Annotated in this window: 14 protein-coding genes; 5 read left to right on the top strand and 9 right to left on the bottom strand. The window is 74.5% G+C overall.

What is annotated here, in order from left to right:
- Positions 1 to 7 precede the first annotated feature (7 nt).
- The 3 genes from HYQ63_RS23090 to purD form a co-directional block, all read right to left on the bottom strand.
- Positions 8 to 1,471, bottom strand: a complete 1,464-nt coding sequence (locus tag HYQ63_RS23090) for a N,N-dimethylformamidase beta subunit family domain-containing protein (RefSeq protein ID WP_179935679.1) — start codon at positions 1,469 to 1,471, stop codon at positions 8 to 10.
- A 266-nt stretch (positions 1,472 to 1,737) separates the two neighbouring features.
- The gene (locus HYQ63_RS23085) at positions 1,738 to 3,549 is read right to left on the bottom strand and encodes a hypothetical protein (RefSeq protein WP_179935678.1); all 1,812 of its coding nucleotides are present in this window, start codon (positions 3,547 to 3,549) and stop codon (positions 1,738 to 1,740) included.
- A gap of 224 nt (positions 3,550 to 3,773) precedes the next feature.
- Positions 3,774 to 5,045, bottom strand: a complete 1,272-nt coding sequence (gene purD, locus HYQ63_RS23080) for a phosphoribosylamine--glycine ligase (protein WP_179940402.1) — start codon at positions 5,043 to 5,045, stop codon at positions 3,774 to 3,776.
- Between the two features lie 277 nt (positions 5,046 to 5,322).
- On the opposite strand from purD, the gene HYQ63_RS23075 reads away from it, so the two are divergent.
- On the top strand, positions 5,323 to 6,072 hold the full coding sequence (locus HYQ63_RS23075; RefSeq protein WP_179935677.1) for an SLATT domain-containing protein: 750 nt from the start codon (positions 5,323 to 5,325) through the stop codon (positions 6,070 to 6,072).
- Positions 6,073 to 6,112: 40 nt separating this feature from the next.
- On the opposite strand, the gene HYQ63_RS23070 is transcribed toward HYQ63_RS23075, so the two are convergent.
- The 4 genes from HYQ63_RS23070 to HYQ63_RS23055 form a co-directional block, all read right to left on the bottom strand.
- Positions 6,113 to 6,763: a hypothetical protein gene (locus tag HYQ63_RS23070; RefSeq protein WP_009716232.1), complete on the bottom strand. Its 651-nt coding sequence runs from the start codon at positions 6,761 to 6,763 to the stop codon at positions 6,113 to 6,115.
- A gap of 105 nt (positions 6,764 to 6,868) precedes the next feature.
- Positions 6,869 to 7,555, bottom strand: a complete 687-nt coding sequence (locus HYQ63_RS23065) for a GntR family transcriptional regulator (RefSeq protein ID WP_179935676.1) — start codon at positions 7,553 to 7,555, stop codon at positions 6,869 to 6,871.
- Between the two features lie 177 nt (positions 7,556 to 7,732).
- A complete protein-coding gene (locus HYQ63_RS23060; protein ID WP_179935675.1) occupies positions 7,733 to 9,103 on the bottom strand; it encodes an aspartate aminotransferase family protein in 1,371 nt (456 codons plus the stop codon).
- A gap of 166 nt (positions 9,104 to 9,269) precedes the next feature.
- Positions 9,270 to 9,908 carry a hypothetical protein gene (locus tag HYQ63_RS23055; RefSeq protein ID WP_179935674.1) on the bottom strand — a complete coding sequence of 213 codons (639 nt, stop codon included), beginning with the start codon at positions 9,906 to 9,908 and terminating at the stop codon, positions 9,270 to 9,272.
- A 103-nt stretch (positions 9,909 to 10,011) separates the two neighbouring features.
- On the opposite strand from HYQ63_RS23055, the gene HYQ63_RS23050 reads away from it, so the two are divergent.
- Together HYQ63_RS23050 and HYQ63_RS23045 are read left to right on the top strand one after the other, a co-directional pair.
- Positions 10,012 to 10,707, top strand: a complete 696-nt coding sequence (locus HYQ63_RS23050; protein WP_179935673.1) for a response regulator transcription factor — start codon at positions 10,012 to 10,014, stop codon at positions 10,705 to 10,707.
- A 5-nt stretch (positions 10,708 to 10,712) separates the two neighbouring features.
- The gene (locus HYQ63_RS23045; RefSeq protein WP_179935672.1) at positions 10,713 to 12,158 is read left to right on the top strand and encodes a HAMP domain-containing sensor histidine kinase; all 1,446 of its coding nucleotides are present in this window, start codon (positions 10,713 to 10,715) and stop codon (positions 12,156 to 12,158) included.
- 55 nt (positions 12,159 to 12,213) lie between these two features.
- Here the strand turns inward: HYQ63_RS23045 and HYQ63_RS23040 are convergent, their stop codons facing one another.
- The gene (locus HYQ63_RS23040) at positions 12,214 to 13,014 is read right to left on the bottom strand and encodes a polyphosphate polymerase domain-containing protein (RefSeq protein ID WP_179935671.1); all 801 of its coding nucleotides are present in this window, start codon (positions 13,012 to 13,014) and stop codon (positions 12,214 to 12,216) included.
- Positions 13,011 to 13,661 carry a DUF4956 domain-containing protein gene (locus HYQ63_RS23035; RefSeq protein WP_179935670.1) on the bottom strand — a complete coding sequence of 217 codons (651 nt, stop codon included), beginning with the start codon at positions 13,659 to 13,661 and terminating at the stop codon, positions 13,011 to 13,013. Before HYQ63_RS23035 ends, HYQ63_RS23040 begins: the two co-directional genes overlap by 4 nt.
- 235 nt (positions 13,662 to 13,896) lie before the next feature.
- Here HYQ63_RS23035 and HYQ63_RS23030 point away from each other — a divergent pair, with 235 nt between their 5' ends.
- Together HYQ63_RS23030 and HYQ63_RS23025 are read left to right on the top strand one after the other, a co-directional pair.
- Positions 13,897 to 16,191, top strand: coding sequence for a serine/threonine-protein kinase (locus HYQ63_RS23030; protein ID WP_179935669.1), 2,295 nt, complete (start codon positions 13,897 to 13,899; stop codon positions 16,189 to 16,191).
- 53 nt (positions 16,192 to 16,244) lie between these two features.
- Positions 16,245 to 18,110, top strand: coding sequence for a DUF4328 domain-containing protein (locus HYQ63_RS23025; protein WP_179935668.1), 1,866 nt, complete (start codon positions 16,245 to 16,247; stop codon positions 18,108 to 18,110).
- Positions 18,111 to 18,154: the final 44 nt, after the last annotated feature.

The raw sequence follows: 18,154 nt of genomic DNA, 5'->3' as shown, positions 1-18,154 counted from the left end.
CGCCACATCAACCCCGCTTGCAGATGCGGTCCAGGAGGTTCGCCGTGGCCCGCTGCACCCGCTCGTCCCTATGCCCCGGCCGGTCCAGCGCCGGAGACCAGGCGAAGGTGCCGGAGGCGAACACCAGGGCGCCACTGGGGGCGCGGTAGAGGGAGGTGTCCTGGTGCCGGGTGGTGCCCTCGCCGTCCTCGTACGGGGAGTGGGCGAGCAGGATCCGGCGCAGGTGCTCGGGCAGCGGGGTGCGCGGGAAGTAGCGGTCGGCCTCGCCCGCGACCAGCCCGGGCAGCTCGTCGCCCTCGGCCGCCCCGGTGGCCTCCCACAGCCAGTGGCCGCCGTTGCGCACGATCAGCGGCCGCGGTTCGGGCACCCGGCCCGCGTACTGGATGCCGATCAGCTGCTGCTCGGGCGCCGACTCGCGCCACAGTGCGGCACGGCCGGGGCCGCGCCGCTTGCGGCAGGTCAGCAGCCGGTCCGGGCCGGAGGGCGAGGGGGCCAGCTCGACCTGCCAGTACATGGTGTTCGCGGAGAGGAAGACCAGCGAGGTGCCGCTGTCCCGGGCCCGCTCGACGGTGCGCCGCATCGCGGCCGACCAGTACTCGTCGTGGCCGGGGAAGACCAGGCCGCGGTAGCGGGTGGGGTCGACGCCGCCGGCGTGCAGATCGCGGGTCTCGGCGTAGGCGAGGTCGTACCCGTAGCGCTCGGCCCAGCGGATGAAGTCGTACGCGTGGCCCACGTGCAGCGGCAGCCCCGCACCCGCGTACGGCCGGTCGAAGGAGACCGTGACGGCCGCCTCGGACTCCCCGAGCAGCTTCCCCTGCTCGTCCCAGGCGTGGTAGAGGCTGGCGCCGGTGCGGCCGTCCTCCGGGTAGAGGTTGTACGCCTGCCAGGTGAAGTCGGGGAGGACCAGGAGCAGATCGGCGGGGCGGGTGTCGCGGACCGTGAACGGGATGTGGCTGCGGTAGCCGTCCACGGTGGTGAGCACGGCCACATACGCCCCGAGCTTCCAGTACGAGGGGATCTGGAGCCGCCAGGACAGCCACCAGTGGTGGCAGGAGACGGTGCGGTCGGCGGTGAGCGGCGGCGGCTGCACGATGCCGGACAGCCGCGGACTGGTGGTGATCTTCGACGCGCCGTCGCCGCCGTAGTGGCCGATGCGGTAGATGTCCACGCCGAACTGCTGCGGCGGGTCGACCGTGATGCGGAAGTCGATGGCCTCGCCGGGGGCGGCGGCGGAGGTCGAGGTGAAGCCCTTGATCTGGCGGCGCACGTCGTCGGCGGTGCGCGGGCCGGGGATCCTGACCGTGGTCCCGGGGGCGTGGGCCTGGTCCACGTACCAGGGGACCACATGGCCCGTGTCGTCGAAGTAGTTCTCGCTGGTGCGCAGCCAGGGCAGCGGTCCCTGGCCGAAAGGATCCGTCACCGCGTGGGCCAGCGCCCCGGACTCCCAGCGCCGGATCTGGTCCGTCCCCATCCTCGTTCCCCTCCCTGCGTGCCCCGGCGGCGTCCCGTCGCCTCGCTGCCGTGCGTTCCCGTCCCGCCGGTCCGGACCTTGTGGGTCCGGGTCCGCGGGTCGGTCGGTGAACCGGGCTGGTGGCCCGGTCCGCTGGGCCGGGTGGCAGCGACCGGTCCCAGCACATCACATTACGCACCCACTCCGTCACCGATCGTCGTGAATTTTCCGGACGATACCTACTGGAAGCGACGAATCCGTATTGGTTCGGATGCGTTCGGACGAGTTCAGACGAGCCGCACCGGCTTCTCGGGGCGGACGCCGACCTCGGCGAGCCAGCTGCGCAGCGGGGCCGCGTCCCCGTCCTCCACCAGGGTCAGCACCGGATGGGACAGGTCGGCGCGGCGGCGGCCGGCCACCAGCAGCGCCGGACCGTCGAGCCAGTCGAGGCCGGGAGCCGCGCCCGCGGTGTCCACGGCGGCGCAGCAGACCATCGCCGTCACATGGTCGGCGAGCAGCTCACGGCCGGTACGGGGCGGCTGGAGCGGGAGCAGCGGCGCGAACCCGTCGATCCAGGGGTCACCGCCCGCGCCCTCCGCCGTACGGGCCTGACGGGCCTGTGCGGTGGCCCGGTGGGCGGCGGCCTCCTCGCGGGCCAGCTCCACGGTGAGCCGGGCCGCCAGGTCCTCGCCGAGCCCGTCGCCCCCGGTGCCGGTGCCTTCGGGGGCGGTGGCGGTGAGCCGGTCCATGACCCGGGCCAGGGTCGGCGGGGTGGGGGTGCTCGCGGGGGCCGGCGGCGGGCCGGAGGGGTCCGTGCGCCCGTCGAGGACCCGGTGGAGGCGGGCCGCCTCCTGACGCCACTTGCGGTCCACGACCTCCTCCGGATACTGCCCCCAGTCGACCGGGGACCAGTCCGGGCCCGGCTCCGGCGGGCCGCCGTGGAAGAGCCGCGCCGCCAGCAGCGAGGTGGCCTCGTCGATCAGGCCGGGCTCCTCCAGCAGATCGCAGGCGGGCCGCTCGCTGAGCCGGGAGGCGAACCCCTCGGCGAGCCGGTCCCGGCGGGACAGCTCGGTCAGCGCCGACACCACGCCCGCGTCCAGCCGGGACGGCCAGCGGCCCATCCGCCAGGCGGGCAGCGCGACCCGGGTCAGCAGCCGGTCCCAGCCCGCGTACGCGAGGCCCACCTGCTCCTGGGCGACGATCCGCAGCCCGTAGTCGACGGCCTGGGCGCGCTCGGAGGCGGCCGCGGCGACCGCGCGCTCCATCTGGGCGGCGTGGTCGCGGCAGCCGCGCAGCAGCAGCCGGGCGATCCAGCCGACGAAGGCGAGGGCGGGGCGGCGGACGGCCCGGCCGAGCGGGGTGCCGGTGCCGCCGCCGCTCGCGGGGTCGTCGTCGCGGGACGCCGCGACCGCCACGGCGGCGTCCAGCCCGCGCACGAAGCGGCGGGCGGCGGCTATGTCCGGGTGGACGGAGGGGCCGGTACCCGCCACCACGGGCGCGAGCAGCGCGCGCAGCTCGGCGACCCGCATCCACCACAGGAACGGCGATCCGATCACCAGGACCGGGGGCCTGGGGGCACGGCGCTCCTTCCGGTCCGCGCCCGGCGGCCCCACGGTGTGCTCCGCGCGGGACTCCTCGGGCGGATGCCGGTCCTTGCCGCCACCGCCGCCGCGCGCCGGATGGGCACGGTCCTCCAGCCAGCTGTCGCAGTCCGGGGTGAGCGCTATGGCGGACGGCGCGGGCACCTCCAGCCGCTCCGCCAGGTCGCGGACCAGCCGGTACAGGTCAGGGGCCGTCTCCTCGGCGATGGGCACCGTGGGGGTCAGCGCCGGTTTCGCCCGGACGACCACGGCGGCCACCCCCGCCGCCAGCAGCAGGACCAGCAGGGCACCGCCGACCACCGCCCAGCGCAGCGCGGTCCAGCCCTCGTCGTGCGAACCGCCGCCGATGCGCCCGGTGGCGCTGCCCGCCAGCAGCACGACCGCCACCGCGGCGGGAAGGAGGGCGACCGCGAGCGCGGCGCCCCGGATGCGCAGTACGGCGAGGGCACGGGCGCGTGCCGCCAGTGCACCTGCTTCCGGACCTGCCACGGTTCTCATCACCCCCTACTGTCCGGCCGGTGGTTGAACAGCGGACGACGGCGGCGTTGTCTATCCCCCCACTGTGGCACCGGCTGCCCGCTCCGCAATGCCGATGGGCCAGTTGCCGCACCTCGCCTGAGCGGCACAGTAGTTGGAGGCCGGGCGTGCGTCAGCAGGATGCGGAAGCCCTCACCCGATGGAATGGCCTTGGGGAGAACCGGGAACTCCGCGGCCCTGCGGTCTCAGGCGCCGCCCGCGCTGTCCGTGGCCGCCTTCGCCGCGATGTCGGTGCGGTGGTGCGAGCCGTCGAGCCCGATCCGGGACACCGCCCGGTACACCCGCTCCCGGGCCTTGGCCAGGTCCGAGCCGGACGCGGTGACGGACAGCACCCGGCCGCCCGCGCTCAGCACCTCCCCGGACGCGCCGTCCCGCTTGGTGCCCGCGTGCAGCACGTACGCCTTGGGCCCGTCCTCGGCGGCCACCTCGTCCAGCCCGGTGATCGGGTCGCCGGTGCGCGGGGTGCCGGGGTAGTTGTGCGAGGCGATCACGACGGTCACCGCGGCGCCGTCGCTCCAGCGCAGCGGCGGCTCGGCGGCCAGCGCACCGGTCGCGGCGGCCTTCAGCAGACCCGCCAGGGGGGTCTTCAGCCGGGCCAGCACGACCTGGGTCTCCGGGTCGCCGAAGCGCGCGTTGAACTCGATGACCCGCACCCCGCGCGAGGTGATCGCGAGCCCCGCGTACAGCAGCCCGGAGAAGGGCGTACCGCGGCGGCGCAGCTCGTCGACGGTGGGCTGGCAGACCGTGGACACGATCTCGTCCACCAGGGCGGGGTCGGCCCAGGGCAGCGGGGAGTAGGCGCCCATGCCGCCGGTGTTCGGGCCCTCGTCGCCGTCGTACGCCCGCTTGAAGTCCTGGGCGGGCTGGAGCGGCACCACGGTCTCGCCGTCGGTCACGGCGAACAGCGACACCTCGGGGCCGTCGAGGAACTCCTCGATCACCACGCGGCCGCAGGCCAGCGCGTGCTCGCGGGCCGCCGCCAGGTCGCCGGTCACCACGACGCCCTTGCCCGCGGCGAGACCGTCGTCCTTGACCACGTAGGGCGGGCCGAAGGCGTCGAGGGCCTCGTCGACCTCGGCGGGGGTGGTGCAGACGTAGGCGCGGGCGGTGGGCACGTTCGCCGCGGCCATGACGTCCTTCGCGAACGCCTTCGACCCCTCCAGCTGCGCCGCCTCGGCGGACGGCCCGAAGGCCGGGATGCCGCGGGCGCGCACGGCGTCGGCGACGCCCGCGACGAGCGGCGCCTCCGGGCCGACGACGACCAGGTCGGCCCCCAGCGCGGCGGCCAGGTCGGCGACGGCGGTGCCGTCGAGGACATCGACGGCGTGCAGCTCGGCGACCTCCGCGATACCGGCGTTGCCGGGCGCGCAGTGCAGTGCGGTGACGTCGGGATCGAGGGAGAGGGAGCGGCACAGGGCGTGTTCGCGGGCGCCGCCGCCGATGACGAGGACCTTCACGGTAGGCACCCTACGGCCTCCCCCGTCCGGCCGACCCCGCGCCCCCGTCGCGCCCCCGCACCGCCGCCACGCCCGCGCTCCGGCGGGGGCGGGCCGTGGTCCCGGGCGGGTGGGCACTCTTTCGGGTGAGCGGGGATGGGGCCCTATATCCGATGTCCACCACTTATGGGCGGAATACCCGTGATCGTGGCCTCGTGGCCAGCCGTTCGGCGGTAGGAATGGTCGTTGCGCATCAGCCGCGCGCCAGGAGATACACCGCCGCAGAGGGAGTGCACGGGTGAGTCAGCCGGAGATGCAGCCCGAGGAACTCCCTCGGCAGGAGGGGGCGAGGGCGCGGGAGGACCTGCTCGGCCGGACGTTCCCGCACGGCGACTGGGGGGAGCCCGCCGAGCGGCTCGACGAGCTGTACCGGTGGGTCGAGGAGGGCGCGCTCCGGGTGGGTGCCTGGTATCTGGCCGACCGGCTGTGGAAGCGGCGGGCCGCCCGGGCGCTGCGGGCGGGGGCCGCGGTGGGGGCGGTGGCGGGGGCCGTGCTGCCGCTGCTGGAGCTGACCGGGGTGCTGGGCGGCGGCGCCGGGTGGGGTGCGCTGGCGCTGCTGCTGGCCGTCGCGTGCGTGGGCTGCGACCGGTACTTCGGGCTGACGTCCGGCTGGATGCGGGACGTGGCCACGGCGCAGGCGGTGCAGCGGCGGCTGGAGTCGCTCCAGTTCGACTGGGCGTCGGAGAGCGTCCGGGAGGTGCTGGGCCCGACCGAGGGCACCGCGTCCGAGGCCGTGGAGCGGTGCCTCGCGGTGCTGCGGCGGTTCTGCGAGGACGTGTCGGAGCTGGTGCGGACGGAGACCGCGGGCTGGATGGTGGACTTCGGCTCGGGGTCGGCGCCGCTGTTCACCCATTCGCTGTTCACGCAGTCGCTGGTGGCCCAGGGCTCCCGCCCGGACAGCGGGAGCCCCGCGCACCGCTTTCCGCTGCCGCCGGGCAGCGCCCGGCCCAATATGCCGCGGCAGCGTCCTCCCGAGCCGCCCCGCTGACCTGCGGGACGTGGCAGGGGTCAGGGGCCGGCTGGAGGGGTCAGCTGAAGAGGATCATCGATCCCTGGCTCAGGCTGCGGGTCGCGGCCGCGTGCAGCCCCAGCCAGACATGGCGTTCCCGGGCGAACGGGCTGTCCTCGTACGGCCCGGGCGCGGCCGGCTCCTCCAGGCTGGTCGGCCGGGTGGGGGGCGTGGGGGCGGCCGGAGGGTTGGACGGGTCGATGCCGAGCGCCGGGGCGACCGCCTCCAGTTCGCGCAGCAGCCCGTGGCTGGAGCCCAGGGGGCCGCCGCCCTCCATGAGTTCGTCGTTGGCGAGCGGGCCCGGGAAGTCGACGGGGACGTAGGCGCCCGCGTGGTCGTAGTGCCAGACCAGGTGCGACTGCTTGGCCGTGGGCTCGAACATCTCCAGCAACTGCTCGTAGTCCCCGCCGAGTTCGTCGACCGGGGTGACCGCGAGCCCGCACAGCTGGAGGAGGTAGGCGCGGCGGAGGAAGTGGAGTGCGTCGTAGTCGAATCCGGCTACCGGGGCGACGTCCCCGGACAGGCCCGGCATGTAGCCGAGGACGGGCACCGGCGGCAGACCGGCCTCTCCGAGTGCCTTGTCGTAGGTTGCGATCTCGTCGGCGAAGGGATTGTCGGGGCTGTGGCACAGCACGTCGACAAGGGGGACCAGCCAGAGGTCACAGGCCACGCGATCTCACTCTCGTATCCGTATGGTCGCTGGTCGGTTCAGCGTAGTGCCCCGGGTACGCGGCGCGAAGAGCGCTGACGGCAGCTGTCCCCGTCAGGGGTGTCGTCAGGGCGCGTCGGTCACCAACCGCTCGATCAGCGCACGGAAGTGCGCGTTGTACGCCGCTATGAGCCGCTCGGAGGCCTTGGGGTCACCGCGGGTGACGGCCGCGGTCAGCTCGCAGTGGCCCGCCCACAGCTCGCCGCGCAGATCGGGGACCCGGCGCAGATAGGGCACGGTGAAGACCCAGGTCTGCATCCGCAGCCGCTGGAGGAAGTCGGTGATGTAGGGGTTGCCGACCAGCCCGCATATCTCGCGCCAGAACCGCAGGTCGTAGCCGATGAGAATGTCGAGGTCGCCGCCGCGGGCGGCCCGCTCGGCGGCCTCGGCCCGGCGCCGCACCGAGGCCAGGGACTGCGGGGTCATGGTGCTCAGCGTCTGCTCGACGGCGTGCCGGAACAGCCCCTCGACGACCATGCTGCGGGCGTCGACCATGTGCCGGAAGTCCTTGATGGTGAACTCGTGGACCTTGAAGCCACGGTGTTCCTCGACGTCCAGCAGCCCCTGGGAGCACAGGTCGAGCAGGGCCTCGCGGACCGGAGTGGCGGAGACGCCGTAGTGGTCGGCCATCTCCTTGACGGTGAACTGCCGCCCCGCCGGCAGTCTGCCCGCGAGCACCTCGTCACACAGCGCGTCGGCGATCTGCTGCCGCAGGGTGTTCCGCTTGACCGGGCTGGTGCCGGGCACGGGCATCGAGGACCGTCTCCTTCCGCGGCCGTCGTGTCATGTCATCCGGAAGCGGACGGCCCTCGCATCACGATATGCGAGGGCCGTTGCGCAAAGTACGCAGAGTCAGGTGGTGGTCTACACCGGACGGCTATATGTGGCTATGGGGCGTGAAGGGGACGTGACGCCACGGTGAGGGCGCGACTACACGGTGTGGGCGTCCGCCGCACCCAGGGCCTCGTCCAGGATCGCCAGACCCTCCTTGGCCTCGGACTCGGTGACCGTGCACGGCGGCACCACGTGCGTACGGTTCATGTTCACGAACGGCCACAGCCCGCCGCGCTTGCAGGCGGCCGCGAAGTCGGCCATGGGCTGGTTGGCCGGGCCGCTCGCGTTGTACGGGACGAGCGGTTCGCGCGTCTCCTTGTTCTTGACCAGATCGAGCGCCCAGAAGACGCCCAGACCGCGCACCTCGCCGACCGAGGGGTGGCGCTCGGCAATCTCCTTCAGGGCCGGGCCGATCACGTTCTCGCCGATCGCGGCCGCGTTCTCCACGATGCCCTCCTCGGCCATCGCGTTGATGGTGGCGACGGCGGAGGCGCAGGCCAGCGGGTGGCCGGAGTAGGTGAGGCCGCCCGGGTAGGGCCGCTGGTCGAAGGTGGCGGCGATCTCGGCCGAGATGGCGACGCCGCCGAGCGGCACATAGCCGGAGTTGACGCCCTTGGCGAAGGTCAGGAGGTCCGGGGTGACGCCGAAGTGGTCGGCCGCGAACCAGTGGCCGGTGCGGCCGAAGCCCGCCATGACCTCGTCCAGGATGAAGACGATCCCGTACCGGTCGCAGATCTCCCGGACCCCGGCCAGATAGCCGGGCGGCGGCACCATGATCCCGGCGGTGCCGGGGATGGTCTCCAGGATGATCGCGGCGATGCCCGCCGGGCCCTCGTAGGCGATGGTGTCTTCCAGGTGGCGCAGCGCGCGCTCGCACTCCTGCGCCTCGTTCTCGGCGTGGAACGGCGAGCGGTAGAGGAACGGCGCCCAGAAGTGGACGACACCGGCCGAGGCGGTGTCGGAGGGCCAGCGGCGCGGGTCCCCGGTCAGGTTGATCGCGGCGGCGGTGGCGCCGTGGTACGAGCGGTAGGCGGAGAGCACCTTGGAGCGGCCGGTGTGCAGCCGGGCCATGCGGACCGCGTTCTCGACCGCCTCGGCGCCGCCGTTGGTGAAGAAGATCTTGTCGAGGTCGCCGGGGGTGCGCTCGGCGACCAGCCGCGCCGCCTCGGACCGCGCGTCCACGGCGAAGCCGGGCGCGATCGTGCACATCTTCGCCGCCTGCTCCTGGATGGCGGCGACGACCTTGGGGTGCTGGTGGCCGATGTTGGTGTTGACCAGCTGACAGCTGAAGTCGAGGTAGCGGTTGCCGTCGTAGTCCCAGAAGTACGAGCCTTCGGCGCCCGCGACCGCGAGCGGGTCGATCAGCCCCTGCGCGGACCAGGAATGGAAGACGTGTGCGCGGTCGGCAGCCTTGACGGCGGCGCCGGCGGCGGGATCGGGGCTGGGGTGCGTGGGCTGCACGGACACGTTCGCTACCTCTGATCGCTCGCGGGTCTGGGGCAGCCCCCAGCGTACGGAGCCCCCGGACCGGCCGCACACCGCCAAGGTGTACGGCTTCGGCCGCCCGACCCGGCAGAGTGTCGGGCTTCCCCGACCCGCGGTCCCCGCCGACCGGCCTCGCCGGTGGCGTCCGTCAGTCGTCCACGTCCTGGTCCCGGGCCACGACCGGGCGGCCAGCGTCCGTGCAGGTGAGCACCGTGGTGACGTCGTCCTCGTCGTCCTGGTCGCCCGCGTCTGGCTCCATCTCGACGGAGGCCACCGGGCCGGGGCCGCGTTCGACCTCCTCGACGCCGAAGCCGGTGGCGGGGCTCCAGCTGACCAGGTAGATCAGATGGCCCTCGGCGGGATCGGGACGGCACTCGGCCGACGCGCTGCCGCCTTCGAAGTGCACGCTGCCGCGGCCGACGGCGTCCGTCTCCGCCTCCGCCGACGGCCGCGCGGGCGGCCCCTTCGGCGTGCCCGGCCGGGACGGCGACGGCGAGGGCGAGGCCGCGGTCCGCTCCCGGGCCAGCTCGTGCCGTACCCCGGCGTCGTCGAGGGGCGCCGACACGTGGGCATCGGCGTCCGGTCCCGCGTGCGTCAGGGCCCACGCGCCGAGCAGGCCCGCCCCGGCGAGCACGCACACCCAGAGCAGGGCGGCCGTCGCGCTGCGCCAGGGCGCGCCGGACCGCGCGCCCTCGCCGTCGGCCGAGCCGCCGCCGTCGCCCGTGTCCGCGCCGTCGCCCGCGCCGTCGCTCGTGCTGTCGCTGGTGCGGGTACGGGCCGGTGTCATGCGTTCCAGCCTGCCGCACCGTCATTTAACGCCCGGTTAAGACCCGCACAAACCCCCCAACCGGCCGACCCTCATACGAGTTCACCGTGGTTACCGTGGCCGTATGCCCCACCTGCTCGTGGTCGAGGACGACCCCCAGCTGCGCGGCGCGCTGGTGCGCGCGCTGCGCGACCACGGCCATGCCGTGGCCACGGCCGCCACCGGCATGGCCGGGCTGGACGCGGCCGTCACCCTCCGGCCCGACCTCGTGGTGCTCGACCTCGGTCTGCCGGACGTGGACGGGGCCCAGGTGCTGCGCATGCTGCGCGCGGTCAGCGACGTACCGGTGATCGTCGCGACGGCGCGGGACGAGGAGCGCGACATGGTCGCCGTGCTGGGCAGCGGCGCGGACGACTACATCGTCAAACCCTTCGGCGCGGCCCAGCTGGACGCCCGGGTCAAGGCCGTGCTGCGGCGGCTGGGCGCACCGGAGCCCGAGCCGTCGATCCGGGTCGGCGGGCTGGTCATCTCGCCCGCGGCGCGGGAGGTGACGCTGGAGGGCGAGGCCGTGGAGCTGACGCCGCGCGAGTTCGACCTGCTGTGCCATCTGGCGCGGCGGGCCGGACAGGTGGTGAGCCGCCGCGAACTGCTGGCGGAGGTGTGGCAGCAGCCGCTGGGCGGTGCGGACAAGACCGTCGACGTCCATCTGTCCTGGCTGCGCCGGAAGCTGGGGGAGACGGCCCAGCAGCCGCGCTATCTGCACACGGTGCGCACGGTGGGCGTGAAGCTGGCCGCTCCCGGCGACGCGTCGGCGGAGTAGCCGCCGTGCGCCGCCAGTTGCTGTGGCTCACCGCCGCCACCACCGCCCTCGTCCTGGCCGCCCTGCTGGTGCCGCTGGTGCTGCTGACCCGCGGTCATGCCGCGGACCGGGCGACCGCCGACGCCACCCAGCGGGCGCAGTCGCTCGCCGCCGTCGTGGGCAGATCGCTCGCGCACCCGGACCCCCGGGACGGGATGGAGCAGGTGCGCACGGCGCTCGACGGGGTGAACGGGCCCGGTCTGCCGCGGTCCTCGGTGATCCTGCCGGACGGGCGCTCGCTCGGCGCCCGGGCACCGGTGACGGACGCCGTACGGCTGGCCCGGCACGGGCGCGCGTTCCTGTACGCGCCGGAGGGCGGCGGCCGGGTCGCGCTGGTGCCCGTGCAGGGCATCACCGCGGACCCCGGGGCCGGGGTGCGCTCGGGCGGCACGGCCGTCGTCCAGGTCGCGGTGGACCAGCGGCAGCTGTACGACGGCGTCCTGGCCTCCTGGCTGGCCATCGCCGGCATCGGCGCGGGGCTCATCCTGCTGGGCCTGCTGGTCGCGGACCGGCTCGGCGCCCGGCTCGTGGGGGCGACGCGGCGTCTGGCATCGGTCGCCGACCGCCTGGCGGCCGGGGACCTCACCGCGCGGGCCGAGCCGGAGGGCCCGCCGGAACTGCGTCTGGTGGCCGCGCAGCTGAACCACCTGGCGTCCCGCATCGACGAACTCCTCGCCGCCGAGCGCGAGAACGCGGCCGACCTCGCCCACCGGCTGCGCACCCCCGTCGCCGTGCTGCGGCTGGACGCGGAGGGGCTGCGGGACTCCGCGGAGGCGGAGCGGATCGCCGCCGACGTGGCGGCCCTGGAGCGCAGCGTCGACGAGGTCATCCAGTCCGCACGCCACCCCCTCGGCGGGGGCACGGAGGGCGCGGAGGGCGGGGGCACCGCGGCGGCGGAGGCGGGCCGGACCGCGGACCTGGCGGCGCTGGCCCGCGAACGGTCGGCCTTCTGGCTGCCGCTCGCGGAGGACCAGGACCGTACGGTCGCGGTGGACATCCCCGAACAGCCGGTTCCGGTCCGGGTCGGTGAGACGGACCTGACGGCGGTGCTCGACGTGCTGTTGGGCAACGTCTTCGACCACACCCCGCACGGCACCGCCTTCCGGGTCGCCGTCCGGCCCGACGACGGCGGGAGCGGCGGCGTGCTGGTCGTGGAGGACGACGGGCCCGGCTTCCCCTCGGGCGACATGACCGGGCGCGGCACCAGCGGCGCGGGCTCCACCGGCCTCGGCCTCGACATCGCGCGCCGTACGGCCCGGGAGTCGGGCGGCGAGGTGGTCGTGGCACCGGCCGCCGCACCCGCCGGGAACGGCGCCGCCGGCAACGGCGCCTCCGGGGCGCGGATCACCGTCCGTTTCGGCGCGCCACCCGCCCCGGCGGACGGCATCGCGGCCCGCCGCGGCGGCGGCTGATGTCACAGCGGCGGCGCGGCCCCGCGAAGAGCCGCCGGACAGGGCCCAGGGAGTGTCACGCGGACCGCGGCAGGTCCGGGCTTGCGCCGAAGGCGGTGCGGACCGCTCGGCGCCACTGGTTGGCGGGCAGGTCCGGCCGCAGCACGGCCAGCGCGCCGCAGTACTTGGTGAACTCGGCCGCCCGTACGCCCAGCCGGTGCAGCAGCCGGTCGGTCTCCGTCAGATGACCGGCCGACTTGGTCTCGACGACGACCAGCCGTCGGTCGACCGCCAGCGCCGCTCCCGATCGCGGGTCGCGGCAGACCAGCCCCGTATCGCAGGTGACCCGCTGCCCCGCGGCGACGAAGGTCGCCCGCCGGTAGTCGGTGATCGCGGACGGACGGAGCCCGTCCGGAGCCTCGATGCCGTAGGCGTCGCGCAGCACGTCGGCCAGGAAGGCCCGGGCGGCGGGCCCCTCGGCGCTCTCCCCCGCGCCCAGCTCACGCCGGTGCTTGACCGTCTCGCCGCGGCGGCCCTTGAGCTTGACCTCGAACTGCCGCTCCCCGGAGTCCTCGTACACCCGCTCGCGGACCTTGAACCGCAGCCGCCGCCCCTGCCGGTGGTCGTGGAAGCAGCGCAGGCCGGGGGTGTCGAGATAGACGGAGTGGTACCGGAAGGAGCGGCGGCCGCCGATGGTCAGCGCCCGGAAGCCGGAGGCGGTCAGCCGGGCGGCGAACTCCGTGAAGACCTCCGCGGGCAGCAGATAGCCGCGGTCGAAGCGGGCCAGCAGCTCGGCGTCCGCCCGCACCTCGGGCAGCGAGACGGGGGCGGCGGCACGGGCCGCGTCCGCCACGGCCCGCAGCGCGGGGGAGGTCACACGGCCTCCCGGGAGAGCGGCGCGTGCCGCTCGGCGGGCACGGGCAGGGGCCCGCGCACCGGCGCGGCCGGGCGGTCGGGCGCGGGCTCGCGGTACCGCACGTCGACGACCGTCAGATCGCGGACGTAGTCGACCTCGACGACCCGCCAGTCCAGCGGCTCCCCGAGCCGGGCGGCGAGGTCGGCGCGGAGCGCGGCGGGGTCGCGGTGCACGGTGTCGAGGGTGACGACGCTGCGCCGCGCGCCCGCCAGCAGCCGCGGATGGTCGGCGACGTACAGGACGAGCAGCAGCAGTCCGCACAGCGCGGCGGCGGGCCCTGCGCCCAGGTGCGGCAATCCGCTGAGCAGGCCGAGGACCAGCGTCGTGAAGTAGTACGCGACCTCCTCGTGCTGAATGGCGTCGGACCGCAGCCTGATCATGGACAGCACGCCGAACAGGCCGAAGCCGAGGGCCATTCCGCCGTCGCCGCCGACCCGGGCGAGCGCCGCGACCACCGCGAACAAGGCGACGTTCAGGGCGAGATAGGCCGGTATCAGGTCGCGGCGCCGGTGTCTGGGGTAGTAGACGGCGAAGGTGAGCACGCCCACCGCGACCAGGTCGAGGGCCAGATGCAGGCCGAGCGCGCCCCACGACTCCGTGGACTTCATCGGATTCCCTTTCCCGAACAGGACGTCCGGTGTTTCCGGAACGCCCTGTGGACGTTAGGGACAACGCGGTTAAACCCGCCCCCCGCGAGGGTTAACGTGTCGACGGCGCCCGCCGGGGATACGGAGCGGATACGGAACCGACAACAGATGGTCCGCGTCGTCCACTTCGCTCTCGGCCGCCCTTATTCTCTCCAGGGGGCTGATCAGGGGGATCAGGGAAGGGACGTTCGTCAGCATGGAAGACCTGGGGGCGGAAGACCCGCGCTGGATCGGCGAGTACCGGCTGCTCAAGCGGCTGGGGGCGGGCGGCATGGGCCGGGTGTTCCTGGCGTACTCGGCGCGGGGCCGTACGGTCGCCGTGAAACTCGTCCAGACCGAACTCGCGCAGCAAAGCGAATTCCGGCGGCGCTTCACCCAGGAAGTGCGGGCCGCCCAGCGGGTGGGCGGCGAATGGACGGCCCCGGTCCTCGACGCCGACACCGAGGCCGCCACCCCGTGGGTCGCCACCGGCTACATCGCCGGACCCTCGCTGCACTCCGTCGTCGCCGAGTCCGGTCCCCTGCCCGAACGGACCGTGCGCATCCTCGGCAACGGCCTCACCCACGCCCTCCAGTCCATCCACGGCGCCGGTCTCGTCCACCGCGACCTCAAGCCCTCCAACGTCCTCGTCACCATCGACGGCCCGCGCGTCATCGACTTCGGCATCGCCCGCGCCCTGGAAACCGTCACCGACGGTCTCCTCACGCGCAGCGGCGCCGTCGTCGGCTCCCCGGGCTTCATGTCGCCCGAGCAGGTGCGCGGCGAGCGCGTCACCCCCGCCAGCGACGTCTTCTGCCTCGGCTCGGTGCTCGCCTTCGCCGCCACCGGCCGCCAGCCCTTCGGGACCGCCGACAGCGGTGTGCACGCGGTGATGTACCGCATCGCCCAGGAGGAGCCCGACCTGACCGGGCTGCCGGACGGGCTGCGCGAGCTGGTCACCGACTGCCTGCGGAAGGCGCCGGAGGAACGCCCCGCCCTGGACCGGCTGCTGGAACGCACCGCCGGTCCGGAGGACGAGGCGGGCGCGGACGCCGAACCCTGGCTGCCGGGCGGCCTCGTCGCCCAACTCGGCCGCCACGCGGTGCAGCTGCTCGACGTGGAGACGCCCGCCGCGTCGCCGGTACGCCCCGGCGTGCCCGCCCCGCCGCCGCTCCCGCCGACGGCGGGCACTGTCCCGCCGCCGCCACCGGCTGCCCCGCCGTCGGCCACGTCGTACCCGCTGGCCCCGCCGCCGCCCAGCACCCCGCCGCCCAGCACCCCGGCGCCGGGCGCCACGCCCCCACGGCCCCCGGCCGACCCGCCGAAGACGGCGGACCAGCGGGAGGAGACGCCCGCCGCCGAGACGCCGCCGCCTGCCGCCCCGGAATCACGCCCCGGCCACGACCCGGCCCCGGCCCCGCCCGCCGCGCCGCCGCAGGCCGCACCGCAGGGGTTCGGGCCGCCCGAGGTCACGTCGTTCGCGGCGGCGGCGCCCGGCGGACCCGGCAGGCCCGGCAGCCCCGGCAGCCCCAACGCGCCCGGCGGCCCCGGGGCGCAGATGCCGGGCAAACGGGGGCGCCGTAAGACGCTCGTCGTCACCTCGGCCGCCGTCGCCACGCTGCTCATCGCCGGGGCGGCGGCCGTCGCCATCGTCAAGTACAACAGCGACAAGGGCGGCAAGACCGAGCAGGCCACCGACTACGACAAGATGACCCACACCCCGCCCGGCACGGGCCCCGGTAAGTCGAAGGCGCCCGGCGGGGGTTCGGGGTCGGCGGGGCCGTCGGCCACCCATCCGGCCTCGGCGGGCGATGTGCCGCGGAGCTATCTGGGCGCGTGGGAGGGCGAGATCAAGGACGACGAGGGCGACCCCACCGGCAAGATCCGCCGGATCGTCCTCTCACAGGGCACGGTCGGCGCGTCGGTGGCGGACACGATGATGTCCGAGCCGGATTCGTTCTGCCGGAGTTCGGCGAACCTCACGTCGGCGGACAGCCTGCTGGTGATCGAGGACGAGGACGTGGCGGCGAGCGTCCCGGACGAGGCGTGCAGCGCCGTCGGGGAGCAGACGCTGCGGCTGGGGGACGACGGCTCGCTGGCGTGGAGCACCACGGACGGCTCCGCGGAGGCGACGCTGCGCCCGTCGAAGACCGGCGACACACCCGTACCGGCCGCCTACGAGGGCACCTGGCTGGCCAAGGACGCGTTCGGGGAGACGGGCGCCACCCGGAAGCTGACGATCGGTCAGGGCGCGATCGGCACCGCGGTGGCCGAGGAGATCGGCGACAGCAAGAAGTACCACTGCGAGGGCAAGCGGACGCTGGCCTCGGTCGAGAAGGGCCTCGTGCTGAGCCCCGTCAAGGTCACGAAGGCCACACCGGAGGATCTGTGCGAGGCGGGAACCTCGCTCACTTTCACCGCGTCTGGAAAGGACGAGCTCCGCGTCGTGTATGAAGACCCGGACAGCTTCAGCGATGAGACCATGACCCAGACCTTCACCCGTCTCAACTGATCGGCCGATCGGCGTACGGGGACCATCGGCACACGGACAGGAGCCACACCGCGATGGAAAACCTCGGGGCCCAGGACCCGCGGTGGATCGGCGAGTACCAACTGCTCGGCAGGCTCGGCGAGGGCGGAATGGGCAAGGTGTACCTCGCCCGTTCCTCCCGTGGCCGCACCGTCGCCGTGAAGCTGGTGCAGGCCGAACTCGCTCGGCAACAGGATTTCCGGGGCCGCTTCAAGCGTGAGGTGGAGGCGGCGAGGCGGGTGGGCGGCCAGTGGACCGCGCCCGTGCTCGACGCCGACACCGAGGCCGCCGTGCCCTGGGTGGCCACGGGGTACATCGGCGGGCCGTCCCTGCACGAGGTGGTGGCCGAGGACTTCGGGGCGCTGCCCGAGCAGTCGGTGCGGGTGCTGGCGCACGGTCTGTCGCTGGCGCTGCGCGACATCCACGGTGCGGGGCTGATCCACCGCGACTTCAAGCCGTCCAACATCCTGATCACGATCGACGGGCCGCGGGTCATCGACTTCGGCATCGCCCGCGCCCTGGACGCGGTGGGCGGCGGCAGCAGCAACCTGACCGTGACGGGTGCGGTCGTCGGCTCGCCTGGGTTCATGTCGCCGGAGCAGGTGCGCGGCGAGACCGTGACCACGGCGAGCGATGTGTTCTGCCTGGGGTCGGTGCTCGCGTTCGCGGCCACCGGGCGGCAGCCGTTCGGCCGGGTGGACAGCGGCATACACGCGCTGATGTACCGAATAGCCCAGGAGGAGCCCGATCTTGAGGGGCTGCCCGAGGGGCTGCTGGGCCTGGTCACCGCCTGTCTGAGCAAGGACCCGGCGCAGCGTCCGTCCGTGCCGGACCTGATCGCGTACACCGAGGCGGCCGCGCCCGACCCCGCCGAGCCCTGGCTGCCGGGCGGGCTGCTGGCCCGGCTCGGCCGGGACGCGCTCCAGCTGCTGGAGGCCGAGAACCCGCATCAGCAGGCGACGGCTCCGGCGCCCACCCCGCCGCAGAGCGCGTACGCGAACCCCAGTCCGGGCCCGGGCGGCTCGCCGTCGGCCCCCTCGGCGTATGCCGGTCCCCCCACCCCCTCCGCGTACGCCACTCCGAGCGGCCCGGCGGCGTCCGCCTACCCGATGGGCGGGGCCGCGGGGCCCCTGGCGCAGCAGCCGGGCGGGGCCTGGCCGCAGCAGGGCGGCGGGTACCAGACTCCGGCGGGCCCGCCGGACCAGGGGCGGAAGGTGCGCTCGGTGCGCGCGCTGGGGAACTCCCTGGTGGCCGTGTTCGTCGTGTGGATGCTGTTGACGATCAGCGATCTGTATCTGCGGATGTCGCAGTTCGGCGCGCTCCGCGACCTGGCCGAAGACGAGGGGAGCGCCGCCGCGGTCGACCGCAGGGCGGAGGCGGTCGCCTCGCTGGACGGCGCCCTGGGCATGTGCGTGGTGGCGCTGGTCATCCTGTGGCTGGTGTGGTTCCGGCGTACGTACGTCAACGCCACGGCCCTGTCCCCCGGCCGGTTGCGGTTCGGCAGCGGCTACGCCGTCGGGGCGTGGTTCATCCCGGTCGCCCTGCTGTGGATCCCCAAGCAGATCGCGAACGACATCTGGACCGCCAGCGCTCGCCCGGGCCCCGGACGGGTGCCCCGCGCGGCGCTGCACTGGTGGTGGGCGGCGTTCGTGCTGATGTGCTTCTCCGCCCCGTCCGCCGGGCTCCTGGAAGTGGCCGTCGAGGGCAGCAGGAGCCTGGACGAGCGGATCGGGGTCGCCGGTCATATCGCTGACGACGGCATCTCGCTGCTGGCCTCGGTGCTGGCGATCACCGTGGTGGTGAAGCTGACCGGGATGCAGGAGCGGCGCCGGGCGGCGCAGCGGCAGCAGCAGCAACAACCGCCCGTGCCCGCCGGGGTCTTCGGCCCGCCCGCGGTCTGAACAGCCCAACGCGCCTGACGCACGACGGCCCGCACGCGGCGCGA

The organism is Streptomyces sp. Rer75 (genome assembly GCF_013414305.1).
Taxonomy (GTDB): Bacteria; Actinomycetota; Actinomycetes; order Streptomycetales; family Streptomycetaceae; genus Streptomyces; species Streptomyces himastatinicus.
This window is presented reverse-complemented; position numbering and strand designations above follow the sequence as displayed.

Bases quoted from the DNA above. Each gene is read 5' to 3' on its own strand.
- HYQ63_RS23090 (WP_179935679.1), bottom strand. From the start codon at position 1,471: ATGGGGACGGACCAGATCCGGCGCTGGGAGTCCGGGGCGCTGGCCCAC.
- HYQ63_RS23085 (WP_179935678.1), bottom strand. From the start codon at position 3,549: ATGAGAACCGTGGCAGGTCCGGAAGCAGGTGCACTGGCGGCACGCGCC.
- HYQ63_RS23065 (WP_179935676.1), bottom strand. From the start codon at position 7,555: ATGCCCGTGCCCGGCACCAGCCCGGTCAAGCGGAACACCCTGCGGCAG.
- HYQ63_RS23055 (WP_179935674.1), bottom strand. From the start codon at position 9,908: ATGACACCGGCCCGTACCCGCACCAGCGACAGCACGAGCGACGGCGCG.
- HYQ63_RS23050 (WP_179935673.1), top strand. From the start codon at position 10,012: ATGCCCCACCTGCTCGTGGTCGAGGACGACCCCCAGCTGCGCGGCGCG.
- HYQ63_RS23035 (WP_179935670.1), bottom strand. From the start codon at position 13,661: ATGAAGTCCACGGAGTCGTGGGGCGCGCTCGGCCTGCATCTGGCCCTC.
- HYQ63_RS23030 (WP_179935669.1), top strand. From the start codon at position 13,897: ATGGAAGACCTGGGGGCGGAAGACCCGCGCTGGATCGGCGAGTACCGG.
- HYQ63_RS23025 (WP_179935668.1), top strand. From the start codon at position 16,245: ATGGAAAACCTCGGGGCCCAGGACCCGCGGTGGATCGGCGAGTACCAA.